At 31.0% G+C, this 15,662-nt stretch carries 12 protein-coding genes; 4 read left to right on the top strand and 8 right to left on the bottom strand.

From position 1 onward, the window contains the following. Nucleotides 1-72: 72 nt before the first annotated feature. The gene (locus ACZ5N4_RS03615; RefSeq protein ID WP_464207228.1) at nucleotides 73-1,593 is read right to left on the bottom strand and encodes a hypothetical protein; all 1,521 of its coding nucleotides are present in this window, start codon (nucleotides 1,591-1,593) and stop codon (nucleotides 73-75) included. 324 nt (nucleotides 1,594-1,917) lie between these two features. Between ACZ5N4_RS03615 and ACZ5N4_RS03610 the strand changes: the two genes are divergently transcribed. Continuing rightward, entirely contained in the window at nucleotides 1,918-2,124 is a 207-nt protein-coding gene (locus ACZ5N4_RS03610) for a heavy-metal-associated domain-containing protein (RefSeq protein WP_464207226.1), read from the top strand. Between the two features lie 292 nt (nucleotides 2,125-2,416). Here the strand turns inward: ACZ5N4_RS03610 and ACZ5N4_RS03605 are convergent, their stop codons facing one another. From ACZ5N4_RS03605 to ACZ5N4_RS03590, 4 genes are all read right to left on the bottom strand, one after another. Further along, nucleotides 2,417-2,911, bottom strand: a complete 495-nt coding sequence (locus ACZ5N4_RS03605) for a dihydrofolate reductase (protein ID WP_464207224.1) — start codon at nucleotides 2,909-2,911, stop codon at nucleotides 2,417-2,419. A gap of 115 nt (nucleotides 2,912-3,026) precedes the next feature. Further along, nucleotides 3,027-3,863: a YjjW family glycine radical enzyme activase gene (locus tag ACZ5N4_RS03600; protein WP_464207222.1), complete on the bottom strand. Its 837-nt coding sequence runs from the start codon at nucleotides 3,861-3,863 to the stop codon at nucleotides 3,027-3,029. Beyond that, nucleotides 3,856-5,355: a YjjI family glycine radical enzyme gene (locus ACZ5N4_RS03595; RefSeq protein WP_464207221.1), complete on the bottom strand. Its 1,500-nt coding sequence runs from the start codon at nucleotides 5,353-5,355 to the stop codon at nucleotides 3,856-3,858. The genes ACZ5N4_RS03600 and ACZ5N4_RS03595 overlap by 8 nt, the downstream gene beginning before the upstream one ends. A 140-nt stretch (nucleotides 5,356-5,495) precedes the next feature. After that, entirely contained in the window at nucleotides 5,496-6,500 is a 1,005-nt protein-coding gene (locus ACZ5N4_RS03590) for a DUF4352 domain-containing protein (protein ID WP_464207219.1), read from the bottom strand. Nucleotides 6,501-6,896: 396 nt separating this feature from the next. On the opposite strand from ACZ5N4_RS03590, the gene bioB reads away from it, so the two are divergent. Genes bioB through bioA form a run of 3 tightly spaced genes read left to right on the top strand, consistent with a single transcriptional unit; the run spans nucleotide 6,897 to nucleotide 9,974 of the window. Further along, entirely contained in the window at nucleotides 6,897-7,871 is a 975-nt protein-coding gene (gene bioB / locus ACZ5N4_RS03585) for a biotin synthase BioB (RefSeq protein WP_464207217.1), read from the top strand. After that, complete coding sequence (bioD, locus tag ACZ5N4_RS03580; protein ID WP_464207215.1) at nucleotides 7,864-8,598, top strand: dethiobiotin synthase; 735 nt, start codon at nucleotides 7,864-7,866, stop codon at nucleotides 8,596-8,598. The genes bioB and bioD overlap by 8 nt, the downstream gene beginning before the upstream one ends. A 26-nt stretch (nucleotides 8,599-8,624) precedes the next feature. Continuing rightward, the gene (gene bioA / locus ACZ5N4_RS03575; RefSeq protein ID WP_464207214.1) at nucleotides 8,625-9,974 is read left to right on the top strand and encodes an adenosylmethionine--8-amino-7-oxononanoate transaminase; all 1,350 of its coding nucleotides are present in this window, start codon (nucleotides 8,625-8,627) and stop codon (nucleotides 9,972-9,974) included. 96 nt (nucleotides 9,975-10,070) lie between these two features. Here the strand turns inward: bioA and ACZ5N4_RS03570 are convergent, their stop codons facing one another. The 3 genes from ACZ5N4_RS03570 to ACZ5N4_RS03560 form a co-directional block, all read right to left on the bottom strand. Next, nucleotides 10,071-11,930, bottom strand: coding sequence for a MutS family DNA mismatch repair protein (locus tag ACZ5N4_RS03570; RefSeq protein WP_464207212.1), 1,860 nt, complete (start codon nucleotides 11,928-11,930; stop codon nucleotides 10,071-10,073). A 127-nt stretch (nucleotides 11,931-12,057) separates the two neighbouring features. Continuing rightward, entirely contained in the window at nucleotides 12,058-13,896 is a 1,839-nt protein-coding gene (locus tag ACZ5N4_RS03565; protein ID WP_464207210.1) for an ABC transporter ATP-binding protein, read from the bottom strand. 11 nt (nucleotides 13,897-13,907) lie between these two features. After that, a complete protein-coding gene (locus ACZ5N4_RS03560) occupies nucleotides 13,908-15,623 on the bottom strand; it encodes an ABC transporter ATP-binding protein (RefSeq protein WP_464207208.1) in 1,716 nt (571 codons plus the stop codon). Nucleotides 15,624-15,662 lie beyond the last annotated feature (39 nt).

Raw genomic sequence — 15,662 nt, 5'->3', positions numbered from 1 at the left:
TGTGTAAAAATCCTTTCAATACAGTACTTTTTAGTTTCATAGTTTCTCTAAGGTTACTCCTAATTTATCTTCTTAATCCCTTTTAACAGGAAAGCCTTCCTGAAAATACTCTTTAGGATATAATAAATCAATAATCTTAGCTTTACTACACTTTCCATTTTCCATAAATACATTTGGTATACCCTTAAGAGATATTCTTACATTTTGAATATTAAATATATCACAAACATTTTCTATGCATTCTACCACTGACTTATCTTTATTTGATTTTATATACTTCTCTATTTCTTCATCTTTTAGCCATTCTACGTCACTTGAATAATTTTCATCGAAATTTACTACAGTACATTTTAATTTGCTTTTATCATTTCCAGAGATAGAAGACATAAAAAAGGTTTTTACCATAATATCATCAAAAGGTAGACTATATCCAGCAAAGATAATGTGCTTTGCATTTTTCATCAAGAGTCCCATCTCAGTTTTTATTTCTTCCAAAGGAGGTATACTTCTCTTTTTAGCTAAAGTCTGCATTATTAAAGGCATATCATATGGATAAGTTACTTGACCGCAGTAAGGACATTCAATTGCTCCTCTTCTATATTCACATTCTTTCTTGGTTTTATACTTCCAGTTTTTCTGAAGCCCTCCAAATACCGATGGTCCAAAAACTTCAGTAGACAGCCTATCCCATTTAGCACCAAAGGTAGTTATATATTTTCCGCACTCTGGGCATATTCTTGAGCCAAACACACCATGAGGAAACAAGATTTTCCCTATCCTTACTATTCTAGATGGATACTTATAATCATTAACCCTTTTACATTGAGATTCATCAGAGGTATACCATATTTCCGATTCATCCTTTCCAATTTCTGTTGATGCTATTCTAGTGCCAAAGTCATCAAATAGTCTAAGCTTTAATCCATCTTTTAAGTGCCTAGGGTTATCATTTTCTTCTTTATGAGCATTAAAGATATTCCAAAGAAGTATTGGATCCCAGTTAAAGGATATTATTGCATAGGAGTAAAGATAGAACCTTCTTGTATCTCTTCTGTACCCCATATCTTCAAAGTACTTAGCCTCTTCCTTCATAAGTTCTGTCAAAATTTTCGAAAATTGATAGTATGGATTCACAAGTTCTTCATCCATATAACCTGGGCTACTTTGCACACTAAGCCTTTCCAGTTCTTCAATAAGCAAAATTAAGCATCTTTTAGCACCAATAATTCTCTCAACTCTTAGAAATTCTGTTTTTCCATTATAAAATGCATTAAATCCCATACCATTGTCTATTAACTGATCCAGCATTGTAAAAAGCTCATGCATGTTTAATTTAGTATTAGTATTTATAATAGTTGCTAATGCCTTTAAATCATATATTTTTGATAGCTTAGAGTCTTTAGATAAATCCTCCATTATCAGTTTCTTAAAAGCATTTTTTAGTTTTTCATTTTTATTTTCCAAGAATGAAAAGTCATTTTTATTAATCTTTATTACTAGCTGTATTAATTCCTTTGTTGCATATAATCCAAGTGATTTAGTAGCTCCCGCACCCCATAAAATTACTGTTTCAGGCCAGTATCGCTCCGGCATTTTATCACTCCTATTAAAATTTATTAGAGGATTAGTATTAACTTGTATATATAATATTTACAAATGAAACTCCTCTTCCTTGTGTCAGAGGAGTACTCACTGAGTAAGCGACCATATCAAAATCATAGATTTTGGATGCCTGCTTAAGATTTTGGCTCCCTGCTTAAATGTATATTAACCTTTATCTATAATTTATATTTAAAATTCAAAAATTTTTATTCGAATTTCATTTTGAGTATTAGAGCGGGTGGTCATCGGATAAAATTTCTCTTTATTGTAATACTATATTTGAAATATACTATTATGATTGAAGGGAGAATCGTCATGAAAACACTACATTATAATGTATCAGGACTCGCAGGAACTCAAAGTAAAACTAAAGTTAAAAATGCTTTAGATGAAGTTGAAGGTGTTCAAGAGGTAGCTGTAGATCTTGCTAGAGGAACTATTGAAATACAATACAATGAGCCAGCTAATCCTGGAAAAATAGAACATTGCATAAGGCATGCAGGTTATGATATAACTTCTTAAAATACAAAATGAATCTTGAAATATAGAAGTACTAGACCGAAAGTTAACTTATACGCCGAGATATGTTTCCAAGCTTCAGTACGTTAAAAACTTTTAGCCAGTCTAAAGCTTGTGTTTTAGACGACCTAAGGACCTTCGAGAAACTCGCTACGCTCAGACAACTCGAAGGTGCTAAGGTTGTCTTAAAACCCTTCACTAAGACTGGCACAAAGTTTTTAAATCTACCTTCAGCTTTGGAAACATATCCCTCTGTATAAATTAACTTTCTGGTTGAGTTCTCTCTATATATTTTCTATTTTCTTTCTAAAATTTTAAATATATGTACATATTTATTATCTTCGTCAATTTTACCTTCTTTCAGTTCAATAACATTCCATTCCTTTTCATTGTATTTAGGGAATAAGGTGTCTCCTGGTATGTCCGCATCTATTTCAGTTATGTACATCTTATTTGTATATGGAAATAATAATGAAAAAATTTCTTCTCCACCTATTACAAAATATTCTTTTTTATCCTTAATATAGTTTTCTAAGTCCTCTTCATTATTAACTATAGTAACTCTGTTATCATCCACTTTATAATTTTTATCTCTTGTAAGTACCATGTGATGTCTGTCTGGTAATATCTGCGGAAGAGATTCAAAGGTTTTTCTTCCCATAATCATTGTCTTAGTTTTACCTGTTGTAATTTCTTTAAATTTCTTTAGATCATCTGGTAAATACCAAGGTATTTTGTTATCCAATCCTATAACATTATTCTTTGATATTGCAACAACAAAACTTAACATTTTCTTTCCTCCGCTTCAAAATGACTTTATTATTATATATATTTTACCTCTTAAATGTTTTATTTATCAATATAAAGTTAAAGCTGCTGGATTACTTTTTCCAGCAGCCTCTTATTTATACTATAATTATATTTTTACATCCGTTCTTGCTAGCTATAACCTTAAGCTCTTCCATCATTTCATCATTAGGTTGAACAGCCTCTATTTTATCCGTACGTACACCAATAGGTCTATATTTTATAATCTTATACCTTATTTCAGGATTTAATGATGCTATAAGCTTGCTTATTTCATTTACATTATTAAAATTATCTAAAACACCTGGCACTATTACAGTTCTAACTTCGTATAACTTATTTATGCCAGCAAGATACTCTGCATTTTTTAATACTATATCATTGTCTCTTCCTGTTAGCTTTATGTGTTCATCCCTATCAAAGGATTTTATATCTAACATTGCCATATCCATTAGATCTACAAGCTCTTTATTCTTACTAAAATCTGTAGATCCATTTGTATCCACAAATACTGTAAGATCTAACTTTTTTACCTTTTCAAATAAATCTACTAAGAATTTATTTTGAAGGGTACATTCCCCTCCTGATACGGTTATCCCTGAAATAAATGGCTTAACTTTTATAACTTCTTGTAATATTTCACCTACACTCATTGCTTTTGTCTTAGGGCCGCAACTATTCTTACATACCTTAATACATTCTCCGCAATCCTTGCATTTTTCTTCCTGCCATATCACTGAGTCACCTACCATAGATATAGCGTCAAATTTGCAGCTGAATAAGCAGGTTCCACACTGCGCACATCTTTTTATTGTTTCAGGATTATGGCAATATAGGCAGTCAAAATTACATCCTTGAAAAAATATAGCCATCCTATTTCCTGGTCCATCTACCATACTAAAAGGAATAATTTTATTTACTAGTCCTTTAGACATTATCTCTTACCTTTCTTTCAAGTATCCTTGAGTTTTTCACAGCTCCAAGTCCAAGGGTTACTGTGTCCTGAAGTACCTGTTCTCCTCTATTTAACTTTTCTATATCAGATTTTTTTACTAGATATCCTGTTATTCTTATTACATCGCTATCTGATGAGTATAAGGAGAAATATCTCATTCCTTCTCTAAAGGCACCTTTTATTATATCCAATACAGCTTTAGGATTATTTTTTGCTGTTATTTCAAAAGGAAATATATCGCCTATGCCTGATGGGAAGTATTTATGGAATTTAGCACTTTGCAATAAATGAACAGGTAGTTCTGGCTCCTCACCAATAGGTATTCTGCATCCTGGACTTGTGCCTTTATCTGTTTCAATGCCTACCTGAGCATGTAATAAAAAGTGATTATCAGTTGCACCACAGTATGGATTTATTCTGTTGTTCACTATTTCATACATTTTATCAATAATTGAAATTCCTAATTTATTAGCACATTCGCTATGACCAAATCTATCCTTCTTTTCTTCTGCTTTTAGTAAAGTATTTACACACTCAGCTAATCCAAACATCCCAAACATAGCTGTAAATCTATCTTGACTTATTAAGCCTTCCTTTACCAAGAAGCTGCTTTCAAAAAATGAGCTTTCCTCTACAATAAACTTTATTCTCTCATCAATATAATCTGACATCTTTGACATAGCATCTGGGAGTGTATTATTTATAAATTCTTCTACGCTGTTAGCTTTTTTAGATAATCCAGCCAAATTTAATCTAACTAATGTATAACTTCCTCCCCCTATATATAATCCATTGTAACAACTTGCAATACCGTAATCACCATACTTATTAAATTCTTCAGAAAACATCTCATGATTTGCAAAGCTTGGCTTTGCCGTAACTAATGCTGTACTTACTGCATCTGCTGCAAAATCATCGGAAGTATCTTTGCTGTACTTTAAAGTTATATTAGGTATAGCTGTTTGAAGTTCTCTTTGAACTTTTAATATTATTCTTCCAGCTTTAGTTTCTATAGGTCCGATATTAGCATGACAAAAGGAATCAGTTATAGTTCTGTCTATGTGCAATAAAAATAATTTTATTGCCTTGTATGCTTCTTCTTCATTATCTATAAATGAATCAAGTAACGTATCTATATTTCCTATATATACAGGCATAGCAGTAATTGAAGGAACATGCTTGTACAATATCAATAAATTATTAGTCGCTTCCCATATATCCTTTGCAGGCTCTAAACCTAGAAATTCACTGCCCTGCTTCATAAACTTTTCATAATCAGGAACTATATATCTTGGTCTGTATGGGGCGTTTCCTTCGTTCAAGTCACAAATTATACCCTCATCTCTTAAGCTCTGTACCTCTTTACTTATATTCAGTACATTTAAGCTAGCTTCAGCCTCTCGAGCAAGAGTTAAAACCTTTTGCTCGTATGTTAACGTTTTATCTTTTATTACATTTAAAGTATTTTCCATATTACTTCAACTCCAAATAAAATTATTTTTTACTTATTATTATTTTATAATCATTATTGCATTTTTGCAAAGTCTTTATTTTCCAAAATATTAAGTGAATAAGATTTCTCCAGAATACAATTCTAGAGAAATCTTTATTTTTAATAATTTAATCTAAATTTTAATACAGGCTTTGAAGCTTGATTGTATATAAGACTTAATTGAGGATCATCCTTAGGTACTTCAAAGGTTACTGTACCATCTACCTCTCCCCCAGGCACCAAACTTCCTGAGTCCAGTCTTCTATTAAAGCCCTTTGGAGCTGGGCTTTTTATCTGTCCTTTTGAATTTTGAATCTGATAAAATGCTTCATTATAGTCTATATTACCACTTCCAATATTTTTTTCCTTTAAGGTAACTATTATAAATTCATTTCCCTGCCCTGCTTTTATATAATCGTCTCCAAAAGACTTTTGAAAGTTAGTTATTGTAATAGAAGTATTGCCTATTCTAGCCTCCTCATTAATTCCATATATCTTTCCTTCTGAATTCTTACTGATACTAGTACTGTTATTTATTGTCATAGGATTAAATGCTTTAAATAAATTTCCTGTCATTGCATTTGCTAAATTTTCATTTGGTTCTATAAGCCATATATTTTTATCTTTATTTTTAACAAGTTTTATATCCACTTCGTTGGTAACAGTAGGAACTGAAGACTCATTGAGATTCTTAGAGTAGTACTGCTCTATTAACTGATTTATCTTGTCTTGTGTCATTTGCTCACCATTTAACGCTTTGCTATACAAGCCTGGAAATATATCTGTTACCATTTTCCCACTGATTTTATTCAAATCTGGTGAGGTAATCTTTGTTTTAGCTAAGGCAGTATCCCCAGAGGTATTTGATGATATTACTTGATAACTTAGCTTTGAAAATATTAGTTTAGCAAGTCTCTCATATTCAGGTCTATCAAACTTTAAACCTCCTACACTTGCTGAATCATTTCTCGATAAATACTTTGAGGCTGTTTGAATATCAGATTTTTTAAGTGCATCAAAAAAGTTATTTATTGTGGTATCTGGCTTCACAGCACAACCGATTAGAGATAATACTACTATTAAACAAGTTGAAATGCACAATAGTTTTCTAATTTTCTCCCTCATATTTTCCTCCTTAATGCATCATCAAAATAATTTTCATATATTTCCCACGTATTGCTTATATTTTTCCTTAAATTCTTAATAATTATTACATATTCTTTCTTATTTCAGATATAACTTTAAAAGTCATCCTATCTTGATGTTGTCATTTCTACTGATGCAAGGGCTTCTTTAAGTCCTAATTTTATTTTTTAAATTAGAGGCTTGACTAAAATTTATACTAGACCAATATTTAATTGACAAAATTTATTAGGTTTTGTATTATTTAATTGTTAACCAAAATCATTTTATTCAGTTGACAATAGTTAAGAGTAAAGTGAAAGAGATTACTTTAGTAAAGCTTTTCTTAGCCACTTTACCAGTTTAAAACTAAATAAAGCTTAATTAGGAGAGAATAACATGGAAAATTTAATTTTAAAATTAGAAAATAAGATAAATGAAGGCAAAAAGATTAATTTTGAAGAAGCTCTTCTGCTTTCTGAAGTAGAAAATATAGAAGAATTATTTAAAGCAGCAGATAGAATCCGCAATAAATTTAGTGGAAGAAAAGTGGATCTATGCTCTATTATGAATGCAAAGTCAGGAAGATGTTCTGAGGACTGCAAGTATTGTGCTCAGTCAGCCCACTACCATACCAATGTAGAAGAATACAGCCTGGTAGATGAAAAAGAGGCTTTAAAGTTGGCAATGGAAAATGAAAAAGAAGGAGTAAATAGATTTTCCCTTGTAACTAGCGGCAGAGGGCTACAGGGGGAAGACTTACAAAAAGCCTTAGACATATATAAATGCCTCAAAAAAAATGTAAAGATAAAACTTTGTGCCTCTTTAGGAATAATCGGTTACGAAGAGCTTGTAGAGTTAAAAAAGACAGGAGTCTCAATGTACCATCATAATCTAGAAACCAACAGGGAATACTACGAAAAAATATGTACAACCCATACTTATGATGAAAGAATAGAGACTATAAATAATGCGAAAAAAGCAGGCTTAAAGGTATGTTGTGGTGGAATTATAGGAATGGGTGAAACCATGGAGGATAGGATAAAACTAGCTTTAGAGCTTCAAAATTTAGAAATACAATCTATTCCTGTTAATGTGCTAAATCCTATAAAAGGCACACCTTTAGAAAATACCCCTTCTTTAGCTCAAGAGGAAATATTAATAACCATAGCTATCTTTAGATTTATAAATCCTAAGGCCTATATTAGATTAGCTGGAGGAAGAAATCTTTTAGAGGGCTTTGGAGTAAACTGCTTTAAAGTAGGTGCCAATGCTACTATCACCGGAAATTATCTAACTACTTCTGGAAATAAAATTGCAGAGGATATAAATATGATAGAAACCTTAGGATTAGAGGTTGGTATAGATGAGTAAAGGAATATTTATAACTGGTACAGATACTGATGTAGGTAAAACGGTGGTTACCGCAGCACTTATGTACCTTTTACGAAAAAAAGAATATAATAGCTGCTATTTTAAAGGGGCCTTAAGTGGTGCTGTAGAATGTAATAACACTCTTATTCCTGGAGATGCTAAGTTTGTAAAAGAAGTAAGTGGACTGCAGGAGCCTTACGAAAATATAGTTCCCTATGTATATAAAAATGCAGTTTCCCCTCACCTAGCTTCTAAATTAGAAAATGACATAATTAATATAGATATAATAAAGGAAAAATTTAATGATCTTAAGAAAAAATATGGCTACATAATAGTTGAGGGAAGCGGAGGAATAGTTTGTCCCCTAATAGATAAAGGAAATCAAGTATATCTTTTAGAGGATTTAATTAAAGAACTCAATATGAGTGTAATAGTTGTAGCTAGAGCTTTACTAGGAACAATAAACCATTCCGTTATAACCATTAAGTATATAGAAAGCTTGGGCATAAAAGTTAAAGGCATCATAATTAATGGATATGAAAAAAATTCTCTATGTGATGATAACATAAAAATCATAAAAAAACTCACAGAGGTACCTATTTTAGCTGTACTGCCAAAAATAGATTCTGTGGAAAGCCCATTAGGAATAGAGAAGTTGAGAGAAGAAATAGAGAAGTCTCTAAAGGTAGAGGATTTAATAAATTGTATGGATGAAATCTATAGATAATCAAATTATTACAGAGGTGTATAGGAATGAATGAATATACGAAAAGAGACTTAAATTATATATGGCATCCTTGTTCTCAGATGAAGGATTATGAGGATCTGCCTCCTATAGTAATCGAAAAAGGAAAGGGCTGCTACCTGTATGATGTAGAGGGAAAAAGCTACATGGATTGTATATCATCATGGTGGACAACTACTTTTGGACATAGTAATGATAGAATAAACAATGCTCTAAAAAAGCAAATAGAGGAAATAGAACATGTTATTTTTGCTAACTTTTCAAATAAAGCTGCAATAGATTTATCAGAGGAATTAGTAAAGCTAACACCAGACAGATTAAAAAAGGTATATTTTTCAGATAACGGCTCTTCAGCAGTGGAAATTGCTTTAAAAATGAGTTTTCAATATCATCAACAGAGCGGGAATACTCAAAAGACTAGATTTGCAGCTATAACTGGTGCTTACCATGGTGAAACTTTAGGCGCGCTATCTGTAGGAGATTTAGATTTATACAGTAAGATGTACAAACCGCTGCTTTTAAACACGATCAGAATTGAAGGACCCGACTGCTACAGATGTAAATACGGAAAAAATAGAGAAAGCTGCAGTGCAGAATGTTTTGACTCTATGGAAATATCACTTAAACAGCATAATGAAGAATTATGCGGTGTCATAATAGAACCTATGGTTCAAGGAGCTGCAGGTATGAGAATGTATTCCCCAATATATTTGAAAAAGCTTAGAGAAGCCTGCGACAAATATAGCATACACTTTATAGCAGATGAAATAGCTATGGGCTTTGGAAGAACTGGAAAAATGTTTGCCTGTGAACATGCGGAAGTAAGCCCAGACCTTATGTGTCTTTCTAAAGGACTTTCTGCTGGGTATATGCCTATGTCCATAGTAATGACCAGCGAAGAAATATATAATTGCTTTTACGGAGAATATAGTGATTTTAAAGCTTTCATACACAGCCACACCTATGCAGGAAATGCCATGGCCTGTGCTATTGCCCTTGAAAATATAAAAATCTTCAAAGATGAGAATATATTAGAAAAGAATAAGGAAAAATCGAAATTAATAAATAAGCTTACATTAGAAAAGGCTAGAAATAGTCCTTATGTAGGAGACGTGAGAACTTTAGGCATGATTATAGCAATAGAGTTAGTTAAGAACAAAGAACTTAAGGAGCCTTTCCCATGGCAGCAAAGGATAGGATACGAAATTTATAAAATAGCATTAAAAAATGGCCTTCTGCTTAGACCAATAGGGAATGTACTTTATTTTCTTCCACCTTATGTTATAGAGGAAAAGGACATAGAATTTATGGTGGATACTTGCTTTAAGAGTATAGCTGAGTATTTTAATAAAGCATAAAACAGGAGTCTGTCAACAAGTTTCTAAAAACTCTATTGACAGACTTCTGTTCTTCATTAACCTTAATAAAAAATATTACTTTGCCTCATTGTTTTCTTATATTTCAATGCCAGCTAACTTCATTAAGTACACGGCATTTCTTGTAGGTGAAACTCCGACTTTCAATTTATAATCAAAATAAATTTTATTCTCTCTATAGTATTCGGAAAAATGATAGTTCTTAACTTTTGAATTTTTATGATTTTCCAGCTCACCTAACTCTAAATCATGAGTGGATACAAAGCCTAAATTTCCAGTTTTGCTTAATTGTTTTACTAAAATCATAGCTCCAGTGTGCCTATCTCTTGAATTAGTTCCTTTAAAAATTTCATCTAATAAAAATAGTACTTGCTTTCCTTCTTTTGAAGCCTTAACAATATTTTTAATTTTTAATATCTCTGCATAAAAGGAAGATATACTTTCACCTAAATTATCACTTACCTTCATACAACTATATAGATCCATAATAGTACAATAAAATTCATCTGCACATACAGGAGCTCCTGCATATGCTAATACAATATTAATTCCCACAGTTCTCATAAATGTACTCTTCCCAGACATATTGGAGCCTGTTATAAGCATAAATTGATAGGGCTCCTCTAGCTTTAAGTTATTGCATACCCGTTCTTCTCCCAGAAGTGGATGTCCCATATTTTTAGCTATAATCTTTGAGGGTCCAGTTACAATCTTAGGCATACTCCAATTGGGATTATCGTATTTGATAACCGCAATACTACATAAAGCTTCTAATTCAGCTATTGTATTAATCCAATTTTCAAAATTATTTCCTGATTTTATCTTCCATTCTTCAATAGAAATAGCCCAGTGATATTCTATCATGAGAATGGAATTTAAAATAGGATATAGCATATTACGTCTGTTAGCTATTGATTCACAAATTTTAGAAAAAACATCTATCTGTTTAGATGCACTTAGGCCATCATTATCGTAAAGTTTTTCACATAAATTTACAATATACTCTGATTTAAATTTATGCTTTTCTATATGTCTAAGCATATTTCTATATGTTTTTATGTTATCGTTATATTTTTCAGCAATAATTAAATTTTTTATTCTATCTTTTCTTTTTATTCTTAAAATAAAGCATTGAATCAAAATGAGAAGAATAGGAATATAATAAGGAATTAAATAAAATATTTTTGGAGCACTTCTATCAATGTCTAATAAAACAGCCAGTACATAATCAATTATTCTAACCACCAAGGTTAAGGTAGTTATCGCAGTTACCATTGAAAAAATTCTTAAGCTCCAAATTACTTGTCTTTTTAATATATAGTTACTTCTTTCTTTTATCCATAAAAAAAGCTCTTTGAGATTCTGACTGTTGTTGATTATTTTTCCTTCTGCCTCAAGTCTCTGCCTAAAATATATTTTTTTCTCAAGTTCTTTAACTGCAGATTGCCTATAATATATGTTCTGTTCATTTTGAGGTTTTTCTGTTAACATCTCTTTAAGCTTTTGTCTTCCCAGATAAGTATTGGCTACATTTATCCATTGAAATAAAGAACCTCTACCAAAAATATCAAGATCATATGAGTAATTATGATTTTCATCTATAAACTCTCCACCGGTATCCTCAAAGAGTTTCCAATCTCCCTTTAATCGTTTTATGGAGCTTTCATTTACTTCATATAATGCAGCTATATACTTATTTTTATTTTCTATACTTTTATGTAAATAGGCTAAATAACAAAATAGAACAATTACTACTAGAACCAATAAATCAAATAAGTAATACCTTCTCAAGATATACGCTCCTATTAAAATTGCAAGCCCTAGTACAAAAATAACTAATCGTAGGGTGCTTATCTTATCTATACGTTTCTGTTGCTTTTTAAGCAATAGATTATACTGAGCTTTTCTCTTTTCATATTTTTTTAGTGATGATATCAAACCTCATTCCTCCTTTAAGGCGAATATGCTAAAACTTGGTAAGTCTCTTATATATAAAAAAATACACCTACTAGAAAGTAAGTGCAAGAATAAAAGATTAAATATATTTAAATTAACACCTGGTTTATTATAAGTTCTCATACTGCAGTTTGTAAAGACTATAATAAAAACCTTTTTTGGTCATAAGTTCCTTATGATTTCCTATTTCTTTTATTTCTCCTTTATGCAAAACAATAACATTATCAGACTTCTTTATGGTTGATAGTCTGTGTGCTACTGCAATAGTGGTTCTGTTTTTCATAAGCTTTTCTAAAGCCTCCTGAATTATTGCCTCTGTTTCTGTATCAATATTTGATGTAGCCTCATCCATAACTAAAATTGACGGATTAAAAACCAATGCTCTAGCAAAAGAAATAAGCTGTCTTTGTCCCATTGAAAGCGTTGTTCCTTTTTCATTAATCTTATGTTTATATCCATCATTAAAGTTTTCTATAAAATAATCTGCATTTACATGTTGGGCAGATTTTTTTACATCTTCTAATGATATTTCTTTATTAAATAACTTTATATTAGTTTCAACATCTCCTGCAAATAAAAATACATCTTGAAGTACTAATCCTATATTTCTTCTCAGCTCCTCAGTTTTTATATCTTTTATATTTATGCCATCAATAAGTATTTCACCTTTCTGATTTTCATAAAAGCCGCAAAGCAAGTTTATAATACTTGTTTTCCCCGCTCCTGTAGCCCCTACAAAAGAGACAGATTGTCCAGGTAATATTTTAAAAGAAAGATTCTTTAAAATCCAGTTTTCAGATTCATAAGCAAACCACACATTTTTAAATTCAATTTCTCCTTTTGCCTTATTTAAATTACATCCATCACTATGCTCATCCTCAGTTTTCTCATCTAGTATACTAAATATTCTTTCAGAAGAAACCATAGAGCTTTGATATGTATTATATTGGTCCGTAAGCTCAATAATAGGCTGAAACAATCTATTTATATAATTAATAAAAGCATAAAGAGTTCCTACTTCTATAGTTCCTTTGATAAGCCTTGTACCTCCGTAAAATAATATAAGTGCTAATGATAAGGTTTTTACTACATCCATAAAAGGTCTAAAGACACCAAAGAGTACGATTTGCTTTAAATTTGCATTATAATATTCTTCATTTATATTTTGAAACTCATTGTATTTTTTGTCTTGCATGTTAAACATTTGAATAATTTTCATCCCAGATATATGCTCTGATAAAAAGCCATTTATGGAAGCTAATTTATTTCTTATTTCACCAAAAATCCTTCTTGCTCTTTTTTTAAACAGAAGGGTAACTCCAAACATTAAAGGTGTAACCAAAAGACATATTACAGTAAGCTTTAAATCCAAACTTATCATAACTAATACTATTCCTATCATAATAAATACATTCTGCAAAAAACCTATTACTACATCTGTAAACATGTCATTTAAAGAATCTGTATCGTTGGTAACTCTTGTTACTATTTTCCCAATTGGATTTTTATCAAAATAGGATATGGGAAGCTTTTGTATATGACTAAAAACTTGTTGTCTCAAATTCATAATGATTTTTTTAGCAGTACGCTCCAAAATATAGGCTTGAAAGTAACTTAAAATAAATTCTGCAACCATAAGTACAAAATAAATTAAACCTAAGAATTTTATTGCTGCTTCGCATTGTTTTACTGGCAAAGCCCCTGATAAGCCTTTTTTTATATAGTTATCAATTACTATTTTTACAATATAAGGTCTTGCTAACTGGGCAGTTGACACTATAAGAATTAAAGTAAGCGACAGCAAAAAATACTTCCAATAAGGGCCTACATATTTTATTAGTTTTTTTGTTGATTCTCTATCGCTTTTTTTATGATTTTTTTCATCAGTTCTAAATCTTTTTCCCGAAGAACCTTGTGAAAAGCCCCCGCCGCCAAAACCTCTAGGCATAAACATCCTCCTTAGTAATTTACAGCTTTCTCCTGTAATATCTGTTTTTCATACATTCTGTAATATAAACCACCTATTTTCATGAGATCTGCATGAGCACCTCTTTCTACTATGCTTCCTTTGTCTAGTACAATAATCTCATCTGCATGTTTTATACTGGAAACTCTGTGAGATATAATCAAGCATGAACAATCTTTTATACTATATTTTAATCCATCCAATATATTTTTTTCTGTCTCTGTATCAACTGCTGATAAACAATCATCTAGTACAAGTATAGAAGGCTTTTTTATTAAAGCCCTAGCAATGGAAATTCTCTGCTTTTGACCACCAGATATATTCACACCTCTTTCACCAAGCATAGTATCAAATTTATCTGGAAAGTCCATTATATTATCATATACTTGACTTATCTTTGCTGCGTTCTCTATTTGTTCCGTACTATAATCCTTTTCAGAAAAAGCTATATTATATTTTATTGACTCAGAGAATAAAAAATTATCCTGCGGTACATATCCTATGTTATCACGGAGAATCTTAACAGGTATTTCTTTAATGTCCATATCGTCTATTATAAGCTGTCCTTTCTCTTGAGGATTGTACAATCTTAAAATCAAATTTGCCAGGGTGGACTTTCCACTTCCCACCTTTCCGACAATAGCTACAGTTTTTCCAGGCTCTAAAGTTAAGTCTATATTTTTTAGTACAGGTTTAGACTCCTTGCTGTATGAGAAAGTTAAGTTTTTAAAAACTACCTTTCCGCTAAGTTTAAAGTTATCAAACTTGTCTTTAAAACCTGATTTATCATGTACTTCAGGTTTTTCATTAAACAATTTCTCTATTCTATCTTTTGATGCCTTTCCTCTTTGAACTATATTAACAATCCTTCCTATAAATTTTATAGGCCTTATTAAAACTCCTATATAGCTGTTTACCGCAATAAAATCTCCTATAGTTATCTGCTTTTTTAATACTAAAGAAGAGCCATAAACCAATACAATCAAATAAGAAATAGCACTCAAAAATTCAATAAAAGGATAAAATATTCCCCAAACTTTGACCAGTTGTATGTTTGTTTCATAATTTTTTTCATTTATTATCTTGAAATTTTCAATTTCCTCTTTTTCCTGTACAAAGGTTTTTATAACTCTAATACCTGCGATATTTTCCTGGACTTTTTCAGTTAAACTAGCAAAAGATTCTTGTACTTTTTTAAATCTATTATTTATTACAACCCCAAACTTTGCTACTACAACTATTAAAATTGGTATAGGTAAAAAAGCCATGATAGTGAGCTTCATATTTATAGTTTTTCCCATGGCTGCTATACTTAGAAGCATAAGGAAAAATGTATCTATAATTAAGTTAACACCTCTGCCTAAAGCTAAACGTGATGCATTAACATCGTTAACTGAAAGTGCCATAAGCTCACCAACACTGTTTTTGTTGAAGAAACTCATAGAAAGCTTTTCTAAGTGTTTAAATATTGCATTTGTAGTTTCGTATTGAAATAACATAGATGCACCTGTTATCTGCAGTCTGCTTAAGTAGTTTAATACAAAAATAGATATTGCAATAATTACTATAATAGATGCGTACATGCCAACATTGTTAGCATTTATACTTCCAAATTGAATACGGTCTATAATTTCCCCGGTAATTCTTGGAATAGAAACTTGTAGGATATTTATTAAAAATAGAGCCATTGCTCCCTTTGCATATCTCATTTTATTTTTAAATATAAAATTTTTTACTCTTCCTGCCAC

The organism is Clostridium nitrophenolicum, assembly GCF_055391695.1.
This window is presented reverse-complemented; position numbering and strand designations above follow the sequence as displayed.

Coding starts and splice junctions, on each gene's coding strand:
- ACZ5N4_RS03615 (WP_464207228.1), bottom strand. CDS start 1,593: ATGCCGGAGCGATACTGGCCTGAAACAGTAATTTTATGGGGTGCGGGA.
- ACZ5N4_RS03610 (WP_464207226.1), top strand. CDS start 1,918: ATGAAAACACTACATTATAATGTATCAGGACTCGCAGGAACTCAAAGT.
- ACZ5N4_RS03605 (WP_464207224.1), bottom strand. CDS start 2,911: ATGTTAAGTTTTGTTGTTGCAATATCAAAGAATAATGTTATAGGATTG.
- ACZ5N4_RS03600 (WP_464207222.1), bottom strand. CDS start 3,863: ATGTCTAAAGGACTAGTAAATAAAATTATTCCTTTTAGTATGGTAGAT.
- ACZ5N4_RS03595 (WP_464207221.1), bottom strand. CDS start 5,355: ATGGAAAATACTTTAAATGTAATAAAAGATAAAACGTTAACATACGAG.
- ACZ5N4_RS03590 (WP_464207219.1), bottom strand. CDS start 6,500: ATGAGGGAGAAAATTAGAAAACTATTGTGCATTTCAACTTGTTTAATA.
- bioB (WP_464207217.1), top strand. CDS start 6,897: ATGGAAAATTTAATTTTAAAATTAGAAAATAAGATAAATGAAGGCAAA.
- bioD (WP_464207215.1), top strand. CDS start 7,864: ATGAGTAAAGGAATATTTATAACTGGTACAGATACTGATGTAGGTAAA.
- bioA (WP_464207214.1), top strand. CDS start 8,625: ATGAATGAATATACGAAAAGAGACTTAAATTATATATGGCATCCTTGT.
- ACZ5N4_RS03565 (WP_464207210.1), bottom strand. CDS start 13,896: ATGCCTAGAGGTTTTGGCGGCGGGGGCTTTTCACAAGGTTCTTCGGGA.
- ACZ5N4_RS03560 (WP_464207208.1), bottom strand. CDS start 15,623: ATGAGATATGCAAAGGGAGCAATGGCTCTATTTTTAATAAATATCCTA.